This window comes from Xanthomonas cissicola (assembly GCF_008801575.1).
Classification (GTDB): Bacteria; Pseudomonadota; Gammaproteobacteria; order Xanthomonadales; family Xanthomonadaceae; genus Xanthomonas; species Xanthomonas cissicola.
Window position 1 is genome coordinate 1 of record NZ_VZPL01000004.1, and the last position, 22,801, is coordinate 22,801.

General features: G+C 65.4%; 7 protein-coding genes and 1 pseudogene. 6 read left to right on the top strand and 2 right to left on the bottom strand.

Annotated elements, in window-relative coordinates; all coding sequences use genetic code 11:
• On the bottom strand, positions 1-236 hold a 236-nt coding region (locus F7R02_RS02705), incomplete at its 3' end, for a transposase (protein ID WP_151210044.1).
• A 1,030-nt stretch (positions 237-1,266) separates the two neighbouring features.
• Between F7R02_RS02705 and F7R02_RS02710 the strand changes: the two genes are divergently transcribed.
• The 6 genes and pseudogenes from F7R02_RS02710 (at position 1,267) to F7R02_RS02740 (ending at position 11,921) form a co-directional block, all read left to right on the top strand.
• Complete coding sequence (locus F7R02_RS02710; RefSeq protein WP_011051362.1) at positions 1,267-4,002, top strand: S8 family serine peptidase; 2,736 nt, start codon at positions 1,267-1,269, stop codon at positions 4,000-4,002.
• Between the two features lie 488 nt (positions 4,003-4,490).
• Entirely contained in the window at positions 4,491-5,606 is a 1,116-nt protein-coding gene (locus F7R02_RS02720; RefSeq protein ID WP_078590948.1) for an efflux RND transporter periplasmic adaptor subunit, read from the top strand.
• Positions 5,599-8,691, top strand: coding sequence for an efflux RND transporter permease subunit (locus F7R02_RS02725; RefSeq protein ID WP_078590949.1), 3,093 nt, complete (start codon positions 5,599-5,601; stop codon positions 8,689-8,691). Before F7R02_RS02720 ends, F7R02_RS02725 begins: the two co-directional genes overlap by 8 nt.
• Positions 8,688-10,172 (top strand): annotated as a pseudogene (locus tag F7R02_RS02730) (efflux transporter outer membrane subunit). The gene F7R02_RS02725 and the pseudogene F7R02_RS02730 overlap by 4 nt, the downstream one beginning before the upstream one ends.
• 118 nt (positions 10,173-10,290) lie before the next feature.
• Positions 10,291-11,313: a sensor histidine kinase gene (locus tag F7R02_RS02735; protein WP_078590989.1), complete on the top strand. Its 1,023-nt coding sequence runs from the start codon at positions 10,291-10,293 to the stop codon at positions 11,311-11,313.
• Positions 11,310-11,921, top strand: coding sequence for a response regulator transcription factor (locus F7R02_RS02740; RefSeq protein WP_005916054.1), 612 nt, complete (start codon positions 11,310-11,312; stop codon positions 11,919-11,921). Before F7R02_RS02735 ends, F7R02_RS02740 begins: the two co-directional genes overlap by 4 nt.
• Positions 11,922-12,225: 304 nt before the next feature.
• Here the strand turns inward: F7R02_RS02740 and F7R02_RS02745 are convergent, their stop codons facing one another.
• Complete coding sequence (locus tag F7R02_RS02745) at positions 12,226-22,419, bottom strand: autotransporter-associated beta strand repeat-containing protein (protein WP_078590950.1); 10,194 nt, start codon at positions 22,417-22,419, stop codon at positions 12,226-12,228.
• Positions 22,420-22,801 lie beyond the last annotated feature (382 nt).

Genomic DNA, 22,801 nt, shown 5'->3' on the forward strand with positions numbered 1-22,801 from the left:
GCCGCGTTGTCGAGCGCCAACTCGGCATACATCCGTTTGAGCTTGGCGTTCTCGGACTCGAGCTCCTTGACCCGCCGCAGCTCGGACGCCTCCAAGCCGCCGTACTTGCTCTTCCACTGGTAATAGGTCGCCGTGCTGATGCCGACTTGGCGACAGATGTCTTTGACTGGAACGCCTGCGTCGGCCTGCTTCAGCGTGGCGATGATCTGTGTCTCGGTGAACTTCGATGTGCGCATGGAACCTCCTGACTTGGGAACGATGCCAGAAAGATCTACTTATGCGGTGTCTGCGGATCAGGGGAGCTTACGGAACCGCGATGGGGCGAGGCAACACTCGGCCGCCAGCGTGCGCCGAACGGCGACACCGGACGCAGCCGCGCAGCGGCAGGCGATGCGCTCCCAGCCCATAACGGCAAGCGCCATCGCTGGCGTTTGATCCAGTCTGCCGTCGGGGAATGGACCTGCGCGTGTCGGAATTTAAATCCACACGTGAAAAAAAAATACGCGCCATTCAGCTGCGTCTCCGTCTGAAATATCAACGACCTACAGCTGCTCGCTTTATTTGAAATTCCCGCCCGATCTTTAATCAGAGTGGCGAACTGGTGAATTTGACCTGCCTAACGCACCGGATTACGCACAATGGGCGTCTGCACCTGACCTCGCTTGGTATATTCCCAGCAATACATTCAATTAAACAAAAAAGGGAAATGAGCAAATTAGTATAATTTCGCGGCCAGCAATCCCGCCACGAAGGCGCAGCGCTAGAGTCCGTTAGATCCGCTAACCTGCGCTTGAATTCGATACCAGAGTAGTGATTTCACTGACAACGCTGATGCCATTCCCTGATTCACGAAGACCGCAGTCGCATTTAGGATAGCCGCCCCCCGAGATTTGTGATGCCTCATTGTTGAGTACGCTCCTACACCAATCTGCGGACTGACCTGCCAGTGCGCTCTTAATTCGTTTTGGCTATGGATTAAATCGGCAAAGCCTATGTGCGCAAATTTCTCTGAATAGCAACTGTCCATTCACATTTTAGAGAACGTGGATAGCGCCGTTAAACAATCCGCAAGCACTCGGCTAATGCCGAACGCAATATCCGATGCTCCGCGAGCGCATTCCTTAGGAACGAAAGGCGCAGCGGTCGAGAATGAATAACGCGTGAAATTAATGCCTTCGCTGGCGATCGCCGGCGCGGGGACCTTCTGCGCCAAATTTGAATCACCAGCAGTAGCGGCGCACTCAATAAACTGGAATCGACAAACCAATGAATCGCTCGCTACTCGCAACCACCATCGCCTCCTGCCTCATCCTGACCGCCTGCGGCGGCGGCGGCGGTGGCGGCAACGTCCGTAGCGACGCGCCGCAGACCACCGTGATCGCACCGACACCGACGACCCCGCCGCCGGCAGCGGATCCGCTGCCCGCACCCGCACCCGCACCGACGCCGGCCCCGCCACGCTACCAGGGCGTGGGCAGCAATCTGCTGGTGCCGACCAATGCGGATCTGGCGCAGCAGGCTGGCGCGCGTGGCCAGGGCGTGAAGCTGGCGGTGCTGGACGACAACCTGGTGCCGAGCTACGCGCCGATCAGCGGCAAGGTCGACAGCTTCAACGATTACACCGCCAGCCCGGGCACGCCCGAATCGTCGGCCAATGCCCTGCGCGGCCATGGCACGATTGTGTCTGCGCTGGTGCTGGGCTCCGCGCAGGACGGCTTTGCCGGTGGCGTCGCGCCGGATGCGGACCTGTTCTACGCGCGCATCTGCGCCGAAAATTCCTGCGGCACGCAGCAGACCCGTCGCGCGGCGGTGGACCTGGCCGCGGCCGGCGTGCGGATCGCCAACCTTTCCATCGGTGCCTCCTACCCCGATGCCGCCGCCAGTGCCAACGCTGCGCTGGCCTGGAAGTACGCACTGACCCCGTTGGTGCAGGCCGATGCGCTGATCGTGGCCTCCACTGGCAACGAAGGGGCGGCAGAAGCCTCCTACCCGGCCGCAACGCCGGTGCAGGAAGCCAGCGTGCGCAACAACTGGCTGGCCGTCGGTGCGATCAATATCGATAGCGCCGGCAATGCCGCCGGCCTGACCAGCTATTCCAATCATTGCGGCGCCGCTGCGCAGTGGTGCCTGGTCGCGCCGGGCAGCTATACCGCCCCGGCCCTGGCCGGCACCGAACTGCAGGGCCAGATTGCCGGCACCTCGTTCTCCACCGCCGCCGTCAGCGGTGTCGCTGCGCAGGTGCTGGGCGTGTATCCGTGGATGAGCGCTTCCAACCTGCAGCAAACCCTGCTGACCACCGCCACCGACCTGGGCGACCCGGGCGTGGACGCGCTGTACGGCTGGGGCCTGGTCAATGCGGCCAAGGCGATCAAGGGCCCGGGCCAGTTCGCAAGCAACTGGGCGGCCAATGTGACCGCTGGCTACGACAGCACCTTCAGCAACGACATCTCCGGCGCGGGCAGCCTGACCAAGAGCGGCGCAGGCAAGCTCACCCTGAGCGGCACCAATACCTATAGCGGCGGCACCACGATTCAGGATGGCGTGCTGTCGCTCACCGGCAGCCTGCGTTCGGATCTTCTGGTGGCCAATTCGGCCACCTTCGAATCGCGCGGCGGTGTCGTCAACGGCAACTACAGCCTGGTCAACGCGACCGGCACCACGGCCATCGAACTGGGCAAAGGCCTCGCCGTCACCGGCCAGGCCAGCCTGAAGGGCAATCTGCTGTTGCTGCCGGAGGCGGCCGGCTACACCGTCGGCAGCACCGAGAAGATCGTCAAGGCGGGCGTCCTGCAAGGCACGTTCGACCGCGTGCAGTACGCCAACAATTTCTTCTGGACCGCGGCACTGTCTTACGACCCGACCACCGTCACCGCGACCCTGACCCGCAATGCCTCCGCGGCCAGCGCACAGGCGGCCGGTGCGCCGCAGTCGGTGGTCAACGGTGCGAACCAGGCCGACGCGCTGGTCAAGGTGCTGGATACGCGGGTCGCCTCGGGCGACACCGACAACCTGGGCGGCCTGATCAGCGCCACCGGTTCGCTGATTGCAGCATCCGATGCGCAGGTTGCTGCATCGCTGCCGACCCTGACCGGCCAGGTGCACGGCATCGAGCGTACGCTGGGCTTCCAGTCTGCGCTCAACGACGCACGTGTCGCCGCCGACCGCCTGCCCTACCTGGCCGATACCACCACGCTGACCACCTGGATGCAGGGCAGCTACCTGGACGGCGATCTGGGCCGTAGCGGTTTCGATTCGGCCGATTACACCCAGCAGGCCACCACCTTCGGCGTGGATCTGCCGATGGGCAACGCCGGCACCATCGTCGGTGCGGCCGTGACCTCCGGCCAGGACCGTGCGCACATCGCGGCGTCGTCGAGCCGACTGCGCTCGGACCGGTATGCGATGACCGCCTACCTGTACCAGCCGATCGGCCGGGCGTATCTGTCGGCGACCGGTTCGTACGGCATGAGCAACGTCGAAACCGAGCGCAACGTGCAGGCCGGCAGCATCGGCGAGCGCCTGCAGGACCGTCGCCACGACACCAACTGGTCGGCACGCGCGGAAATCGGCCTGATGCCGCAGGCCGGGTTGTCGCCGTTCGTGGCCGCCGGTGTGGTGAGCCAGACCCAGGATGCCTTCAGCGAAGCCTCGGTCACGGGTCTGGGCTTGAGCGCGAACAGCGACACCCTGCGCGCAGGCTATGGCGAGGTGGGTGTGCGTGGCCATCTGGCACGCGGCAAATGGGGCTTCGATGGTCTGGTGGCGTATCGCTCGCTGCTGGGCAACCCGAATTCCGACTTCTCGGCGTGGTTCACCGGCTTGCCGGAAGCGCGTTTCAATGTCGCCGGCGAGCCGGTGTCCAAGCAGTCGCTGCGCGCCTCGGTCGGCCTGCGTTACCAGCTCAACGATGCGTTCTCCATCTACGGCAACGTGGGTGCCGAGCGCGGTCGTTCGGACACCAACAGCATCAATGCCAACGTCGGCCTGCGCTGGCAGTTCTGATCGCAGCCGATGCAGCGGTGCTGCAGGTGACGCACGTGATGATGTCGCGCACACGGCTGCGCGACAGATAAAAGAAAGGCCCCGGCATGTCCGGGGCCTTTTCGTTGACGGCCGCATGCGAATGCCGAACTGCCAAGCGCTTGGCTGACACGGCGTCCTGCTTGCCGACCGCGCGCAGGCGATACGAAGGTATATCGATGCGATGTCCATGGACTGGCGAAAACGCCCGAAAACCCCTGGTTTCGCGCACTGACGGCTGGCACCATGCACGCCATTGACGCGGCTGCAGCACGCGTTGCAACTGCGCCAGCCCCGGTGGCTGGCGCGCAACCTCACACCTGTAGCGATGCGCCATGGGTGCCAGGCGATGCCGATGAACGCCGCTGCCGGCAGCGAGCGTAGATCCCTCGCCGATGCAACCGCGCCCTGCGTTCGCGCATCGCCGACCGCGGGTGCAAGGCCTTCCCTCTCCCCGTTCGAGTCATCGCATGCCGTCCCCCTTCCTGCGTTCTACGCTGGCAGCTGCCTGTGTGTGCAGCTTGCTCGCTGGCTGCGGAGCCACGCCGCCGCCGGCCGCTCCCTCGCCGCTGCTGATCCACACCAACATGCAGGTGATGGTGCCGGCGCACTCGCCCTTGCGTGCCAGCCTGCGCGTGCAGGCGGTGCGCAGCCAACCCATCGCACCGCTGCTGCAGATGCCGGCCGTGATCGAGGTCTTGCCCGAGCGGCTGGTGCGGGTCGTGCCGCCGTTGGCCGGGCGCGTGGTCGCACTGCCCAAGCCCCTGGGCGACACCGTGCGTGCTGGCGATGTGCTGTGCGTGCTGGATTCTGCCGAACTTGCCAGTGCCTACAGCGATGCCGGCAAGGCGCGCGCCACGCTGGAACAGGCACGTCTGGAACTTGCCCGGCAGAAGGCGCTGGCAGCGGACAGCATTTCCGCCGCACGCGATCTGCAGGCAGCGCAGCAGGCCTTCGACAGCGCGCAGAACGATGCACGGGCGGCCAGCGATCGCCTGGCCCAGCTGGGTGTTGCTGCGCAGGCGAGCTCGCACCGGCGCTATGTCGTGCGTGCGCCCATTGCAGGCCGCGTGGTGGACCTGAGCGCTGCGCTGGGCGGCTTCTGGAACGACACGTCAGCGTCACTGATGACGGTGGCCGATATCTCGCAGGTGTGGCTCACCGCCAGCGTGCCGGAACGCGAGATTGGCCAGGTCTTCGAAGGTCAGCCGGTCACTGCCAGCCTGGAGGCCTATCCAGCCCAACGCTTCGTCGGCCAGGTGCAACACCTGGATGATTTGCTCGACCCCGCCACCCGCACATTGAAAGTCAGGGTGGCCTTAGAGAACCGCGATGGCCTGCTCAAGCCGGGCATGTTTGCGCGCGCCCAGTTCCACTCGCGTCCCCAACAGGCCCTGCTGGTGCCCGACAGCGCGCTCTTGCAGATGGGACTGTACACGCGGGTGTTCATCGAAACCGCGCCGTTCGCTTATCGCTCGCGCATCGTGGCCACCGGCCGCGCGATGGATGGGTATACCGAGATCCTGTCCGGCCTGAAGGCCGGCGAGCGTGTGGTGATCCAGGACGGAGCCTTGCTCAATGATTGAGGCGATCACCACCACCTGCTTCCAGCGGCGCGGCATCGTCTGGCTGGTCTTCGTACTCATTGCGTTATACGGCACATGTAGCTGGACGCAGCTGCCGGTGGAGGCTTACCCGGACATCGCCGATGTCACCTCGCAGGTGGTCACGCAGGTCCCGGGCCTGGGTGCGGAAGAAGTGGAACAGCAGATCACCGTGCCGCTGGAACGTGCGTTGATGGGCACGCCCGGCCTGCATGTGTTGCGCTCGCGCAGCCTGTTCGCTCTTTCGTTGATCACGCTCGTCTTCGACGATGGAACGGAAGGCTACTTCGCGCGGCAGCGCGTGCTGGAACGCATACAGGCGGTCACCCTGCCCTACGGCGCGATTCCCGGGCTCGACCCATATACCTCGCCCACCGGCGAGATTTATCGCTACACGCTGGAATCGAAAACACGCAGCCTGCGCGAGCTGTCCGATCTGCAATTCTGGACGGTGATTCCGCGCCTGCAGAAGGTGCCAGGCGTGGCCGATGTGACCAACTTCGGCGGCCTTACCACGCAGTTTTCGCTGGCGCTGGAGCCGGACCGCTTGACCCGGTACGGGGTGTCGCTGCAGCAGGTCAAGAGCGCCATCACCAGCAACAACGCCGATGGCGGCGGCAGCGTGATGGACCGTGGCGAACAAAGCTACGTGATCCGCGGCATCGGCCTGCTGCATTCGTTGCAGGACATCGGCAACGTGGTGGTGAGCAGCGGCAATGGCGTGCCGGTCCTGGTCAAGGACCTGGGCGAGGTGCGCTACGACAATGTCGAGCGACGCGCCATTCTGGGCAAGGACGGCAACCCGGACACGATCGAAGGCATCGCGTTGCTGCTCAAGGACAGTAACCCCTCGGTGGCCTTGCAAGGCCTCCACAGCGCCGTGGAGGAACTCAACAACAGCGCGTTGCCCAAGGACGTCAAGCTGGTGCCGTATCTGGATCGCACCGCGTTGATCGACGCCACAATGCACACGGTGAGCGCCACGATGACCGAAGGCATGCTGCTGGTGTGCGTGGTGCTGTTGATCTTCCTGGGTAGCCCGCGCGCGGCGGCGATCGTGTCGTTGACCATCCCGCTGTCGTTGTTGATCGCCTTCAGCTTCATGCACCACCTCAAGATTCCCGCCAATCTGTTGTCGTTGGGCGCGATCGACTTCGGCATCCTGGTCGATGGCGCAGTGGTGCTGGTGGAAAACGTCTTGCGCCTGCGCGAAGAAAACAGCCAGCGTGCATTGACGGCGCGCGTTGCCATCGACGCCACCCTGCAAGTGGCGCGGCCCATCTTCTTCGGCATGGCAGTGATCGGGTGTGCGTACCTGCCGCTGCTGGCATTCGAGCGCATCGAATACAAGCTGTTTTCGCCAATGGCCTACGCGGTGGGCGCGGCCTTGATCGGTGCGCTGCTGGTGGCGCTGGCACTGATTCCTGGCCTGGCGTGGCTGGCATTCCGCAAGCCGCGCAAGATGCTGCACAACCGCGTACTGGAAAAACTTGGGCAGCGCTATCGCGCAGTGCTGGAACGCAGCGTGGGCCGACGCGGTTGGCTGCTGGCTTGCGCTGCGCTGGCGCTTTGCGTGCTGGCGGTGTTGGGGGGCAGCATCGGCCGCGACTTCTTGCCCTACATCGATGAAGGATCGCTGTGGCTGCAGGTGCAGATGCCGCCGGGCATCACCCTGGACAAGGCCGCCAGCATGGCCAATGCCTTACGCAAGGCCACGCTGGAATTTCCAGAGGTGTCGTACGTGGTCACCCAGACCGGGCGCAACGACGACGGCACCGACTACTGGACGCCTTCGCATATCGAAGCGAGCGTGGGCCGGCGTCCCTACAAGGAATGGCCCGCCGGCATGGACAAGCAGGCATTGATCGCTGCGCTCGGCGCACGTTATGCCCGGATGCCCGGTTACACGGTGAGCATGATGCAGCCGATGATCGACGGCGTGCAGGACAAGCTCTCCGGCGCGCACAGCGACCTGACCGTGAAGGTGTTCGGCGACGATCTGCAGCAGGTTCGCGGCGTTGCCGACCAGGTGGCCTCCGCCTTGCACAAGGTGCCCGGGGCTGCGGACATCGCCGTGGATGTAGAACCGCCCCTGCCCAACCTGCAGGTGCGTTTCGACCGCGAGGCGGCAGCGCGCTATGGCATCAATGCGGCCGATGTGTCGGATCTGATTTCCACCGGCATCGGCGGCAGCCCGATCGGGCAGATGTATCTCGGTCAGAAGAGTTACGACCTTACCGTGCGCTTTCCGCAACGGTATCGCAACGATCCGCAGGCCATTGGCGCGTTACGCCTGCGCACCGCTGCCGGCGCCGAGATACCGCTCTCGGCGGTGGCCAGCATCGCGACCACCAGCGGCCAGAGCGTGATCGTGCGCGAGATGGGCCGGCGCAACATCATCGTGCGGCTCAACGTGCGCGGCCGCGATCTGTCCAGTTTTCTGAGCGATGCGCAGGCCACGCTCGCGCGGCAAGTGCACCTGGACCCGCAGCACATGCAGCTGGTGTGGGGCGGCCAGTTCGAGAACCTGCAGCGCGCCCAGGCGCGCTTGCTGGTGGTGCTGCCGACCACCTTGTGCATCATGTTCGTGTTGCTGTTCGGCGCGTTCGGCAACCTGCGCCAACCGACATTGGTGCTTGCCGCCGTGCCGCTGGCCATGATCGGCGGATTGGCTGCACTGCATCTGCGCGGGATGACGCTCAATGTCTCCAGCGCGGTAGGTTTCATCGCCTTGTTCGGGGTCGCGGTCCTGAACGCGGTGCTGATGCTCGCGCAAATCAACCGACTGCGCCAAGACGTGGGCATGTCCTTGCGGGAGGCGGTGGTGGCCGGCGCGGTGAGCCGCATGCGTCCGGTCCTGATGACCGCGACGGTGGCAGCGCTCGGCCTGGCACCGGCGATGCTCGCCACTGGCCTGGGCAGCGATGTGCAGCGCCCCTTGGCCACGGTGGTGGTTGGCGGCTTGGTCACCGCCACGCTACTCACCTTGGTGTTGTTGCCATCGCTCTACTACCTGATGGAAGCCTTCGTCGCAACGCGCCAGGGCCGCCAGTGGACGACACCATGACAGACGTTCGCAACGCATTGCTCGCCAGTGCCGTGGCGGCATCGCTCGCCGCCTGCGCAGTAGGACCGGACTTTCAGCGCCCCGCTGCGCCTGCTGCCGATCGCTACACCGCCAACGCGTTACCGGTAACGACCGCAGCCGCCGACGTAGCACATGGTGGTACGCAAGAGTTCGAGCCTGGGCAGGAACTGCCGGCCGCCTGGTGACGCGCATTCGGCTCGCCGCAACTGAATGCTGTGGTGGAGCGGGCATTGCGTGCCAATCCGGATCTGCAAGCCGCCGACGCAGCGCTTCGCCAGGCGCAACAGACGCTGGCCGCGCAACGCGGTGCCTGGCGACCGCAAGCGGATCTGCGTGTGGATGCCAGCCGGCAACGCGACTCGGTGGTGCCAGCGCCGGATGCCGGCATCGACACACCGTATGCGCTACGCACCGCCCAACTCAGCGTCAGCTATACGCTGGACGTGTTTGGCGGCACGCGGCGGCAAGTGGAAGCGGCCGGTGCGCAGGCACAGGCGCAGCGCGATCAGCGCGATGCGGCGTACCTGAGCCTCACCGCCAACGTGGTGAACGCGGCCATCGGCGAAGCGGCCGTGCGCGCGCAACTGGATGCGGCGCGTGCGCAGGTCGCCATCGCCAAGCAGCTCTGCACGCTCACCGAGCGCCAGCAGACGCTTGGCGCACTCGGCGCAGCGCAGGTGCTGGCCCAACGCACTGCGCTGGCACAGGCGCAGGCCGCGGTGCCGGCACTGGAAAAGCAGCTGGAACAACAACGGACCCTGCTCGCGATTCTGGGCGGGCAACTGCCTGGCGACGCTGCGGGTGAGGCATTTACGCTGGATACCTTGCAGCTTCCGGCGCAACTGCCGTTATCGTTGCCCTCGCGGTTGCTCGATCGCCGCCCGGACATCCGCGCCGCCGAAGCGCAGGCGCATGCTGCCAGCGCATTGATCGGCGTGGCGGCGGCTGCGCGCTTGCCGTCCATTAGCTTAAGTGCGGCCAGCGGCGGCTCTGCATCCGGTGTCGGGCGCATGTTCGCGGCCGGCAATACGCAATGGTCGGTGGCCGGCGGCCTGTTGCAGCCACTGTTCCATGGCGGCGCGCTTGCGCATCAGCAACGGGCGGCCGAAGCTGGCTACACGCAGGCAATGGCGCAGTACCGCAGCGTGGTGTTGAACGCATTTGGCGAGGTTTCCAACGCGCTCACCGCGCTGCAGAGCGACGCGCAGAGCCTGCACGCCTGTGCCGATGCGCAAGCGCTGGCGGAGCGCACGCTGGCGCTGGTGCAACGTCAACAGGCGGTCGGTGCGGTGGGCATGGCAGATCTGCTGCAGGCGCAGCAGGCCTACCAGAGCACGCAGGCCGCCACGGTCCAGGCACAGGCCGCGCGCTACACCGACACCGTGGCGCTGTATCAGGCCCTGGGTGGCGGGCCGTGGTGGTCGCCAGCGGCCCGGACGCCCAAGCCCGCGGTTCCATGAATCACGCGCTGCATCCAGCGCCGGTTGCGTAACGGCGGCGCCGCCAGCTGAGACAATCGCCGCCATGCGCATGACCTTTCTCTTCCGCTCGCCACCCACGCGTACCGACCTGCTTGGCATGGTCGGGCTGGTGGCGGGCATGGCGGCGATCTTCGTGGCCGATACCTTCACCGACTACGCGGTGGCGGCAGCCTTGTTCTATACGTTGGTGGTGCTGCTGTCGGTGCGTCTGCTGACGCGCACGGGCGTGGTGCTGCTGGCGGGCACCTGCCTGGTGCTGATCGTGCTCAGCTTCCATCTCACCCCGGCCGGCAGCTACCGCGTGGGCGTAATCAACTCCTGCATCAGCGCGGTGGTGGTGGCGGTCACCACGTATCTAGCGGTGCAGATGGAAGCGGCCAAGGCCAGCGCACATGCCGCACAGGCACGGCTGTTGCGGCTCACCCGCAGCGGCAGCATGGGCGGGCTGGCCGCATCGATCGCGCACGAAGTCAATCAACCCTTGGCCGCCATCGTGACCAGTGGCAATGCCTGCCAGCGCTGGTTGGCGCAGCAACCGCCCAACCTGGCCAAGGCCGCTGCCGCTCTGGAACGCATGCTCGCCGACGCCGGCCGCGCCAGCGCCATCATCGCGCGCATGCGTGCGCTGGCGCGTGGCGAAGCCAGCCAACGCCAGCCGCTGGATCTGAACCGCACCGTGCTCGACATGATTGCCCTCACCCGTGGCGAAACCGAGCGTCATGGCATCGCGCTGTCGCTGGAGCTGGACCCTGCCCTGCCCGCGGTGCTGGCCGATGGCGTACAGATCCAGCAGGTCATCGGCAATCTGTTGCTCAACGCAGTGGAGGCACTGGCCACCTTGCCGGACGAGGCGCGCAGCATCCACATACGCTCGCACATCGATGGTGCGTGGGCATGCCTGTGCATCGACGATACCGGCCCGGGGTTGTCCGACGACGCACTGGCGCATGTGTTCGAGGCATTCTGGAGCACCAAGGACGATGGCATGGGCATTGGCTTGAGCATCAGCCGCACCATCATGGAAGCCAACGGCGGGCAGATCTGGGCCGAGCCGGCCGGTGTCCGCGGCGCGCGCTTCGGCCTGCGTTTCCCCTTGGTCGCGACGGAGCGCAGGCAATGAGCGAGCTGGCTCCGGTGGTGTATCTCATCGACGACGATGCCTCGATGCGCGCCGCGCTGGAGGATCTGTTCGCCTCGGTCGGCTTGCAGGTCTATGCGTTCGGTTCCACCGATCAATTCCTCGCGCATCGGTTGCACGAGGCACCCGCCTGCCTGGTGCTCGACATCCGGATGCCGGGCCAGAGCGGGATGGAGTTCCATCGGCGCATGGTCGACTCCGGCTTCGCCCTGCCCACCATCTTCATTACCGGCCATGGCGATATCGCGATGAGCGTGGAGGCGATGAAGAACGGCGCGATCGAATTCCTGACCAAACCGTTCCGCGATCAGGCCTTGCTGGACGCGATTCAGGACGGCATCCGCCGCGACCGCGTGCGTCGCCAGAACGAGGCGGTCGCCGCAGAACTGCGTGCACGTTGGGAGTCGCTGAGTAGCGGCGAGCAGGATGTCACGCGATTGGTGGTGCAAGGCCTGTTGAACAAGCAGATTGCCGCGCGCCTGCATCTGAGCGAGATCACCGTGAAGGTGCGGCGTGGCCAAGCCATGCGCAAGATGCAGGCTGGCTCGTTGGCCGAACTGGTGCGCCTGGCCGAACGCATCGGGCTGTGATGCGCGCGATGTGACCGGTGTGCGAGCGTGCTGTGCTGCATGCCCGCGCACGCGCCATCGGCGGGCATCCCGCCGCCGTGACGGCCTGCGTGCTCCCGGATGACAGCGCGCCATGAAGCGGTATCCACGCAGCGTTTTTTCGGCTCTCGATGTCATGCATTGACCTGGTCACCGCAACGCACACGAATGTTCCGGTGCGCATCTTGCGACGCGCGCGACAGGCACAGGAATGCAGGCAAAAAAACGCCCCGGCATCCGGGGCGTTTTTCTCATTTCCAGTGTCAAGCACGCCGCAAGACAAGGCTCAGAAGCTTACTCCCCAGGTCACCTGACCACCGTACGCCGTCTGCCCGTCGCCGCTGAGTCCTTGCAGCGACAGTGCCAGCCGGCTGCGGGGCGAGGTGATCAGGCTCACGCCCAGCTCGCCGATGGCCGCGTTCTTGGCCAGGGTGACGCTTTGCACCGAGAACTCCGAGGCGGTGCCGACGAAGCCGGCCGAGCGCTGCACGGAACGGTCGCCGAAGGCATGCCGCCAACCTGCCGACGCATACAACGCCGCCTTCTGGCCGAGGTCCCAATGACCACGCATACCCAGCGTGGCGGTACTGAAGGTGTCGCTGGCACTATCCACCGAGAGCCCGGAAATGCCGCCGCGTTCGGTGAAACCGTCGGTCTTCAGGCGGGTGTAATCGGCCGCGATGAACGGGCTGTACACCGCGCCCTTGGTACGCAGATTCCAGGCCGCTTCCACCGACACCGTCACCGCGGTGGCGTCGTAGCTGCTGTCCAGGCGCTCTTCGAGCACGCCGGGCAACATCACCCGGCGCGTGCTGTCGACGCGATAGCTGGCGTAATCCACCGCACCTTGCAGCGAGAACGCAGACCAGTCGGCCCGGCCATACACGCCGGCATGCGTGCCGTCCACGTCGGCACGGTCGCCCCATTCGCGCGACCAGCTCTCGATGTCCTGGTTGCCCACCGCGATGCCCACCACGCTGCGTTCGCCGAAGCGACGTTCCGCACCGGCCATCACGCCGTTGTCCTCGCGACGTACCGACACCGCATTGGCATCGCCATCGACGCGGTTGGGCAGGCTGCGCCCGGTGATCCACACCGTGGTGTCGCCGACCAGCGTGTCCTGGCTGTCGCCACGCAGATGGTTACCGATGCCGCTGTTGAGGAAGCGGCTGTCCAGCAACGCGGTTGCGGTGCTGGCATGGCTTTCGCCCGACAGCGAGGCGAACGCCGTGCGCACCGCTTCCGGGTCGTCGGGCAAGCGCACGACGGCCTGATAGATCGGGCTGGTGTTCGGCAGGCCGTCCACAGCCGCCGCAGCGGACTGCTGGTTCGGCGTGGTGACCGCGTCCACCATGCCCACCGTATTGCGCCCGAACGTCACCGACAACGCCGTGGCGGTGGTGCTCACATTCGGCTCGATAAACGCGTAGTCGGAAACGACGTTGGTGAACTGCCCGGTTAGGCCACCGCCGGCGCTGATCACCGGAATCTCCGTAAACAGCGGCAGGTCGGTCGCACGCACCAACGCCAGGGTGGTGCCGGTGGCCACGGTGGCTGCGCCACCGACCGTCACTGGCGTCACCACACCGCCGTCGCCGGGCGTCACCTGCAACGTAGAGCCTGGCGCAAACGTGGCGTTGCCGCCGACGCTGATGGTGCCACCGGCACCGCCGATGGCGACCGTGCCCGACGACACCAGGCTGCCGACACTGCCGCTGCCGGTGAGCGTGCCGCCCGGACCCACCGTCACCGGTCCGCCCAGCGCGGCGCCCGGGTTGGCGGGGTTGCCTACGCTCAAGGTGCCTGCCGCGATGGTGGTCGGACCAGTAAAACCACCGCTGTTTGCGGTGATCAGCAGCGTGCCCGCGCCGTCCTTGAGCAAGCTGCCCGCGCCAGACAGCGTTCCCGCATAGGTGCCATTGCCCGCCTGTTGGAAGACCAATGCGCTGTTGTTGGCGATATTGCCTTGCAGGCTGCTGGTATCGCCGATCAATGTGCCCGCGTTGACGGTCGTACCGCCCAGGTAACCGTTGACGCCATCCAGGGTGAGCGCACCGGTGCCGTTCTTGACCAGCACGCCGCTGCCGGTGACGTTGCCGGCGTAGGTCCCATCGGTCGCCTGATCGAACACCAGCACTGCGTTGTCGACAATGTTGCCCTGCAGGCTGTCGGTCGTGCCGATCAGGCTGCCACCGGCGATGGTGGTGCCGCCGCTATAGGTGTTGGGCGCCACCAAGGTCAACGCGCCGGCGCCTTGCTTGATCACGCTACCGGTGCCGCTGACCACGCCGGCGAACGCGCCGTCGCTGGCCTGATCGAAGATCAACGTCGCGTTGTCGACCACATCGCCCTGCAGGCTGGTGGTGTTGCCGACCAGGCTGCCGGCGCTGATGACGGTGCCGCCGGTATACGTATTGGCGCCAAGCAATTGCAGCACGCCGCTGCCAGTCTTTTCCAGCGAGCCACTACCGCTGACCGCGCCGGCATACACACCGCCGGCGGCCTGGTTGAACACCAACGCTGCATTGTTGGTGATATCGCCCTGCAAGCTGGCGGTGTCGCCGACCAGGATGCCGGCCGCAATGGTGGTGCCACCGGTGTAGCCATTGGCGCCGTTGAGCAGCAGTGCGCCGGCACCCTGCTTGATCACAGTGCCAGTGCCGGTGATCGAACCGGAAAACACGCCATCGGTCACCTGGTTGAACGCCAAGGTTGCGTTATCGACGATGGCGCCTTGCAGGCTTGCGCTATCGCCCACCAGCGTGCCGGCTGCGATCGTGGTGCCACCACTGTAAGTATTGCTGCCGTCGAGCGTCAGCACGCCGGTGTTGGTCTTGATCAAGGTCCCGCTACCGCTGATGTTGCCGGCAAGCGTGAGGTCGGCCGGGTTGTCGACGGTAAGCGCCGCGCCCAGCGTGACCGCGTTGCCCAATGCCGCGGCAACCGCATTGCTCAGCACCGAATCGCCGGTGACCGACAAGGTGCCGCTCCCCAGGGCGCTGTTGCCGGACACCGCCAAGCTGCCATCGCTGAGCACCGTGCCCCCGGCATAGCTGTTGTTGCCGCTGAGCGTGAGCGTGGACGTGCCGTTCTTGATCAAGCTGCCTGCACCGCTGATCGCACCGGTCAATGCCAGATCGTTGCTGCCCGGCAGCGTCAGCGCGCCATCGATCACCACCGCGTTGGCGAGCGCCAATGCTTGGTTGGTATCGAGCGTGGTGCCTGCTGCGGCAGTCAGCGTGCCGGCGCCCAGCGCTTGCGCATTGCCCAACACCAGGCTGCCGCCGCCGAGCGCGGTGCCGCCGGTGTAGGTGTTGGCGCCAGACAGTACCAGCGTGCCGGTGTCGAGCTTCTGCAGGGTGCCGGTGCCGCCGATGGCGACATCGATGGTGCCGGTCACGCCGGGGTCGACACGGATGATGGTGTTCGCTGCATTGGCGCTCAATGCGCCACCGCCTGCATCGCTCAGCACATAGCCATCGGTGATGAATTGCATGCCGGTGATGCCCTGGGTGCCTTGCACGCCCACGTTGCCCGCGGCGCCTGCGAAGACCGCAAAGCTGTTCTGCCAATCGCTGTTGGTCAGCCCATCGACCGACGTCCAATTGGTGGCGCCGGCGGTCCACACGCCGGTGCCGCCATCGGCGCTGCCGTTGGCGACGGTCTGCGCGCCATCCCAGAACTGCACGTTGCTGCCAGAAGCCAACAACACCACATTGACCTGCTGCGCCAACGAGGTCTGCAGCGTGAGCTGGGTGGGATCGACCGTGCCCGGCAGTGTGCCGAAACCCATGCCATTGTTGGTCAAGGTGCCGGTGTAATCGATCAGGCGATACACGCCAGTGCCGAAGCCGCCGATGTCGGTGATGTTGAGCGTGCCCCCCAGCGTGAGGTCGCCGTTGACCGCAAGTACCCCGGTCTGGCTGGGAATTCCCAGGAACGCATCGAGCGTGGCATTGGACGCCATGCTCAGGCTGCCGGTGGTCAGCAGCGCACCGCTGGTCACCACCAGGCGGCCACCGTCATTTACCGTGACCGCGGCGTTGACCACGCCGCTGCCGCTCAACGTGCCGCCGGTGCCCACGGTGACGCCACCGGCACTGCCCAGCGTGCCATCCACATCCAGCGTGCCCGCCGTGATCTGCGTGGTGCCGCCGATCGCGCTGGTGCCGGTGAGCTGCACGTTGCCGGTGCCGACTTTTTCAAGATTGCCGGCGTCGTTCAACCCACCTGCGAAGGTGCTACTGACGTTGCCAACGCCCAGTTGCAAGGTGCTGCCACCCTGGATCGCGACATTGCCCAGGCCGGTCAGGCTGCTCAACGCGGTATTGCTGCCGAGCGACAGCCCTGCCCCTGCCGCAACATCCACGCTGGCGGTCGTCCCCAACGTGCCGGTGGCGGTGGTGGCAAGCACGCCGCCCTGCACCGACACCGGGCCACTGATCAGGTTGCTGCCAGACAAGGTCAAGGTACCCAGACCCGTCTTGGTCAGCGCGCCCGCGCCACTGAGCGCGCCGGTCAACGCCAGATCATCCGCACTGGCGATGGTCAGGTTGGCGCCCAGGTTGACGTTGTTGCCCAGGGCCAGGGCAATGGCATTGCTCAACGTCGCATCGCCCAGCACCGACAGGCTGCCTGTGCCGAGTGCGGCGTTGTTGCCCACCGCCAGCGTGCCGGCATTCAACACGCTGCCGCCGAGATAGCTGTTGCTGCCATCCAGCGTGAGCGTGGAGGCGCCGTTCTTGATCAAGCTGCCGGCACCGCTGATGGCGCCGGTCAGTGCCAGATTGTTGCTGCCGGGCACGGTCAACGCACCATCGAGCACCACCGCGTTGCCGATCGCCAACGCTTGGTTGGTATCGAGCGTGGTGCCCGCTGCGGCGGTCAGCGTGCCGGTGCCCAGCGCTTGTGCATTGCCCAACACCAGACTGCCACCGCCGAGCGCGGTGCCACCGGTGTAGATGTTGGGACCACTCAGCACCAGCGTGCCGGTGTCGAGTTTCTGCACACCGCCGGTGCCGGTGATGGCCACATCGATGCTCGCCGTAGCACCCGGGTCGACGCGGATGGCGGTCAACGGGTCGATTACCGCCAGTGCACCCGCGCCGGCATCGGTCAGCTGATATCCATCGGTCACGAACTGCAAGCCGCCAATGTTCTGCGTGCCCTGCACGCCCACCGTGCCCGCCGTACCGGAAAACACGGCGAAGTCGCCTTGCCACGTGCTGTTGGCGCTACCGTCCTGGCCGGTCCAGTTGGTGGCCGCACCCCAGGTGCCGGCGCCGCCATCGACAGTGCCATTGGCCGTGGTCTGCACACCATCCCAGAACTGCACGATGCTGCCCGGCGCGGTCACCACAAGATTGAGTTGCTGACCGATGGCGGTCTGCAGGGCGAGCTGGCTGATGTCCACGCTGCCCGGAAACAGGCCGATCAGCATGCCGTTATTGGTGAGCGCGCCGGTGTAGTCGATCAAGCGATACACGCCGGTGCCGAAGCCGCCGAGATCGGTGATGTTGAGCGTACCGTCCAGGGTGAGATCGCCATTGACGGCCAGCAAGCGGGTTGCGCTTGGCGCGGCCAATGCCACATCGACGAATGCGCCGGGTGCCAGCGTCAACGCGCCCACGCTCAACGACGAACCGCTGGTGAGTGCGAGCCTGCCGCCATCGCTGACGGTGACCGCCGCACCCACGTTACCGGCGGCGCCGGTGCCGGTCAGCGTGCCGCCCGATGCAACGTTCAAGACGCTGGTGCCGAGACTGCCGACCACATCGAGCGTGCCCGCACTGACCTGCGTGCTGCCACCGATCGCACTGCTACCGAGCAAACGCACGGTGCCGGTCCCCACCTTGTCCAGGTTGCCGCCACCGCCCAGGCTGCCGGCGAAATCGCCGCCGCCCAATTGCAGCGTGGCGCCGGTAGCGGTATCGACACCGCCCGCACCGCTGAGCGCGTTGATCAGGCCGCCGTTGGCCAGATTCAACAGCGCGCCTGCCGCGACATCGACAGTGCTGGCGTTGCCCAACGAGGCCGAAGTGCTGGCCACGACGGTACCGGCCTGGATCGCCAGCGGGCCGGTGTAGCTGTTGTTGCCGCTCAAGGTCAGCGTGCCGAGGCCGGTCTTGATCAGGCTTCCGCTTCCGCTGATGGCACCGCTGGCCAGCATGTCTGCGGCGTTATCCACGGTGAGCGCGGCGCCCAGCGCGATATCGTTGCCTAGCGCCACGGCGACGGCATTGCTCAATACCGAATTGCCGAGCACCGACAGGCCGCCGGTACCGAGCGCATTGTCGGCTCCCACCGCGATGGTGCCTGCGGTCAGGCTGGTGCCGCCGCTGTAGCTGTTGTTGGCAGTGAGCGACAGTGTGGTGGCGCCATTCTTGATCAGGCTGCCGGTGCCGCCGATGCTGCCGTTCAAGGCCAGATCGTTGCTGCCGACCAGCGTCAGTTGATCGTTCAACACGACGTTGTTGCCTACCGTCAACGCGGCAGTGGCATCCAGTTCGGCAGGGCCGTTGACCAGCACGTCACCCGCGCCAAGCGCCGCATTGTTCCCAAGCACCAGCCTGCCTGCGTCCAGCGCAACGCCGCCGGTGAAGGTATTGGCGTTGCTCAACGTCAAGGTGGCGTTGCCCTGCTTATCGATGCCACCGATGCCGCTGAGCACGCCGTTGAGCGCAATATCCTGCGTGCCTGGCAGGGTCAACGTGCCATTCAAGGCGACTGCATTGCCCAGCGCCACGGCGGTGCTTGCATCCAGTGCGGTACCGCCTGCGGCGGTCAAGGTACCTGCGCCCAACGCCGTGTTGCTGCCAACCAGCAACGAACCGCTCTGCAATTGCAGCCCTCCGCTCCAGGTGTTGTTGCCGTTGAGGGTCAGTGCTTGCGCGCCTGTCTTGATCAAGCTGCCGGCGCCATCGATCGCGCCGTCGAGCGTGAGGTTTTGTCCATCGATCGTCAGCGCACCGTTGGTGGTGAGCGCGTTCTGCAAGGTCACCGCAGCCGCTGCGGTGAGCAGCGTGCCGTTGGCGGCAGTGAGTGCCCCGCTACCGAGCGCGGTATTGCTGCCCACGACCAGGGCGCCGTCGTTCAACACGGTGCCGCCGGCGTAACTGTTGTTTCCGTTGAGCGTGAGCGCTCCGGTGCCTTGCTTGACCAGGCTGCCGGTGCCGCTCACGGTGCCGGTCAAGCCCAGGGTGTTGTTGCCGATCAACGACAACGCACCATTCAGCACCACATCGTTGCCAAGCGTGGTTGCCGCGGTGGCCTGCAGTTGCGTGCCGCCGGCTGCGGTCAACGCACCGCTGCCCAGTGCCGCGCCGCTGCCGATCGACAAGCGACCCGCGTTGAGATCCATACCGCCAGCGAAGGTGTTCGCGCCGGTCAGCGTCAGCGCTGCAGCGCCGTCTTTGATCAGGCCACCGATGCCGCTGATGCCACCGGTGAGGGTCAGGTCCTGGCTGCCGCCAAGTTGCAGATCCGCATCCAGCACCACGTTGTTGGCCACCACGCGTGCAGCGGTGCTATCGAGCAGGCCGCCACTCACGTTCAGGCTGCCCGCCCCGAGTGCGCTATCGCTGCCCAGAATCAGACTGCCTGCCGTCAGACGGGTGCCGCCCAGATAGCTGTTGTTGCCGCTGAGGGTCAAGCTGGCAGGGCCGAGTTTGTCCAGGCTGCCGGCGCCACCGATGCCTCCGGTCAGCGTGAGCGCGTTGCTGCCACCCACAGTGAGCTGCCCTGCTAGTGCAATTGCATTGGCGAGCGTGCTCACTGCTGCGCTGTCCAACGTCGTGCCGGCCGCCGCGGTCAAGGTCCCGCTACCCAGCGCGGTATTGCTGCCCACCGTGAGCCTGCCGGTGTTGAGCGCGGTGCCACCGGTATAGGTGTTGTTGCCGCTGAGCGTGAGATCGCCGCCGGCCTTGACCAGGCTGCCGGCACCGCTGATGGCGCCGCCCAAGGTCAACGCTTGCGCGCCATTGAGGGTCAGCGCACCGGTGCTCAGCGTCACTGCGTTGCTCAGCGCGGCAGCGGCGGTGTTTTGCAAGGTCGCAAAACCAGTGACATTCAACGCACCGGTGCCCAGTGCGGTGCCGCTGGCCACCTGCAAGGTGCCCGCGTTGAGGCTGGTGCCGCCGGTGTCGGTATTCAGACCAGCCAGCGTCAGCGTCCCGCCGCCGAGTTTGTTCAATGCGCCGGCGCCGCTGATGGTGCCGGTGAGACTCAAACCGTTGCCGCTACTGCCGACGCCCAAGGTTCCGGCCAGCGCGATCGCGTTGCCCAGCGTGGACGCGGCCGTGGCATCGAGCTCACCACCGCTGGCGGTGAGCGTGCCGGTGCCCAGGGCCGCATTCGAACCGACCACCAGCCGCCCGGTGCTGAGCGTGGTGCCGCCGGTGTAGGTGTTGGCGTTGGTCAGCGTGAGATCGCCGGTGCCGCTCTTGATCAAACTGCCGGCACCGTTGATGGCACCGCTGAGCGTGAGCGCTTGTGTGCCGGTCCAGTTCAACGGCGCAGCAAGGCTGATGCCATTGGTCACCGTCAATGGCGCAGTGGTGCTCAGGCTGGATGCGCCGGTGACATTCAATGCGCCCGTGCCGAGCGCGGACGCGGTACCCAGCTGCAGCGTGCCCGCTGCGAGCGTGGTGCCGCCGCTGTAGGTATTGGTGCCGCTGAGCGAAAGCGTCCCTGTGCCGGTTTTATTGACCCCGCCGACGCCGGCCAGCGTGCCGCTCAAGGTCAATGCGTTGCCGCTGGTACCCAGGCCCAGCGTATTGGTGAGCGCAAAGTTGTTGGTCAAGGTCAGCGGTGCAGTGTTATCCAGCAAACCGCCTGCCGCAGTGACCGTGCCAGTGCCGAGCGCACCGGAGGTCTCCAACAGCACGCTACCGGCACCCAGGGTGGTGCCACCGCTGTAGGTATTGCTGCCGCCCAAGGTCAGCGTGCCGGCGCCAACCTTGTTGAGCGTCCCGGTGCCACTGACCGTCCCTCCGATTCGCAGCGCGTTTGCGCCTCCAATACCAACCGTGTTGCTCAGCGAAAACGCATTGGCCAGGTTCACTGCGGTACCTGCCAATACGCTGCCGCCGGATGCGGTGACCGTGCCGGTGCCCAAGGCGCTGTTGGTGCCCACCGTTAACGCACCACTGACCAGATTGACGCCACCGCTGAACGTGCCGGTACCGGTCAGCGCCAGTCCGCCGGTGCCGGTCTTGGTCAACGCACCGGTGCCGGTGATTGCACTGCCGACGGTCAGGTTGTTGGTGCCCTGTACGGTCAGGCCGCCCGCGCCAAGCGCAACGCCATTGCTCGGCGCAAGGGTCAGGCCCGCAGCCGTGGCTTCGAGCGTGCCGCCGTTGGCGGTGATGGTACTGCCCAACTGCGCAGCATTGGCGAACTGCAACACGCCGCCATTGAGCGCGCTGTTGGCGAAGTTGCTCGCGCCGCCCACCGACCAGGTGCCGCTATTGACGCGCAAATTGCCGAAATTGATGTATTGCGCAGTGCTCAACGTCCCGGTGCCGGTGCTGCCGCTGCCGGTACCGACCGCAGAATTTTGCAGGATCAGCGTGTTGTTTCCGCCCAGGCCTCCATCCACCACACCGGTTTGCGCGAAGCTCAGCAAACCGCCGGGGCCGAGCAATTCCAGGGCAAGGCCTCCCGCGCTGTTGACGCTGCCACCGGTGACTGCGGTGAAGCTGTTGGTGCTGCCCGCCCCCATCGAAACGCTGCCATTGATGGTGCCCGAGTTGACGAACGTATTGCCGGTGGCCGAACTCTGAAAGCCCACCCGTCCGTTGATGGTGCCGGTATTGACCGCATTGACGATGCCTCCACCGGTCACCGCGATCACCGGCGTGTCCGACCCCAGAATCGAAAGCCCTGCCAAGGGGCGACTATCGATCACGCCGGCATTGTTGATCTGCACCGTCCCGTTGCTGGCCGACGTCAGCCCCAGTGCCATGCCGTCGAGATTGAGCAGATTGGCGCCGAGCAGGCCGCCAGTGCCGTAGAGCGTGCCGCTGGCAAGATTGTTGACGGTGACTGCAGTGGAGCTGGCATTGCCCATGGTCACGCCGCTGCTCAGTACCGAGAGCAGTCCAAGCACGGAAGGGTCGATGGTGCCGGCGTTGTTGAGTGTGGAATTGGTACCGCTCAGGGCAATGGCGGTGCCGCCCAACAAGCCTGCGGTCATCTGGCTGCCGGAGGCGACATTCACGGTCAGGTTGTTGGCGCTACTGGAAAAGCTGTTACTGGTGACCGGCGTACCCGAGCAGGTGACCGTTGCGCCTGCCGCGGGGACGGCCGGCGTGCATGCGGCCCAGGCCAGCATCGGTGCGGCGGCCCCCACCGCAAGGACCACCAGGGCCGGCAATTGACGACGGGTAGAGCCAGGCTTGCGACGCCGACGCACCAATTCATGCGTCACCACCCAATTGCCAATGGCTGCGTTCCAGACCAGCGCAAATGCACGATTCATTTGAATTCCCCCTGATTGCCGAGCAGAGACCAGCGCGCACCCATGCACGCGCCTCCAAAGACGGGATTGGAATGACGGTAGATCCGGTTTAAATAATCCAGGCCAGTTCAACAGTAAGGCCGGTAGACAGAAGCCCCTATACAAGGAAGAGCGGTGTTAATACCAATACTGAGTTACTGCGACGCTAGATTAATAGGCGAATCAATCAGCCTAAAACTGTGTCGAATATCACTAAGCTTGAACTCATCCATGACACACGCCGATTCTGTGAACTGATTTGCTCGTGCTCGTTAATTGCATTTCGCGACCTCATCAGTAAGAGCTCACGATGTCCAAAGTAATTGCTTCACAATCAAAACAGGAGCTTACCGAATTTTTTAAG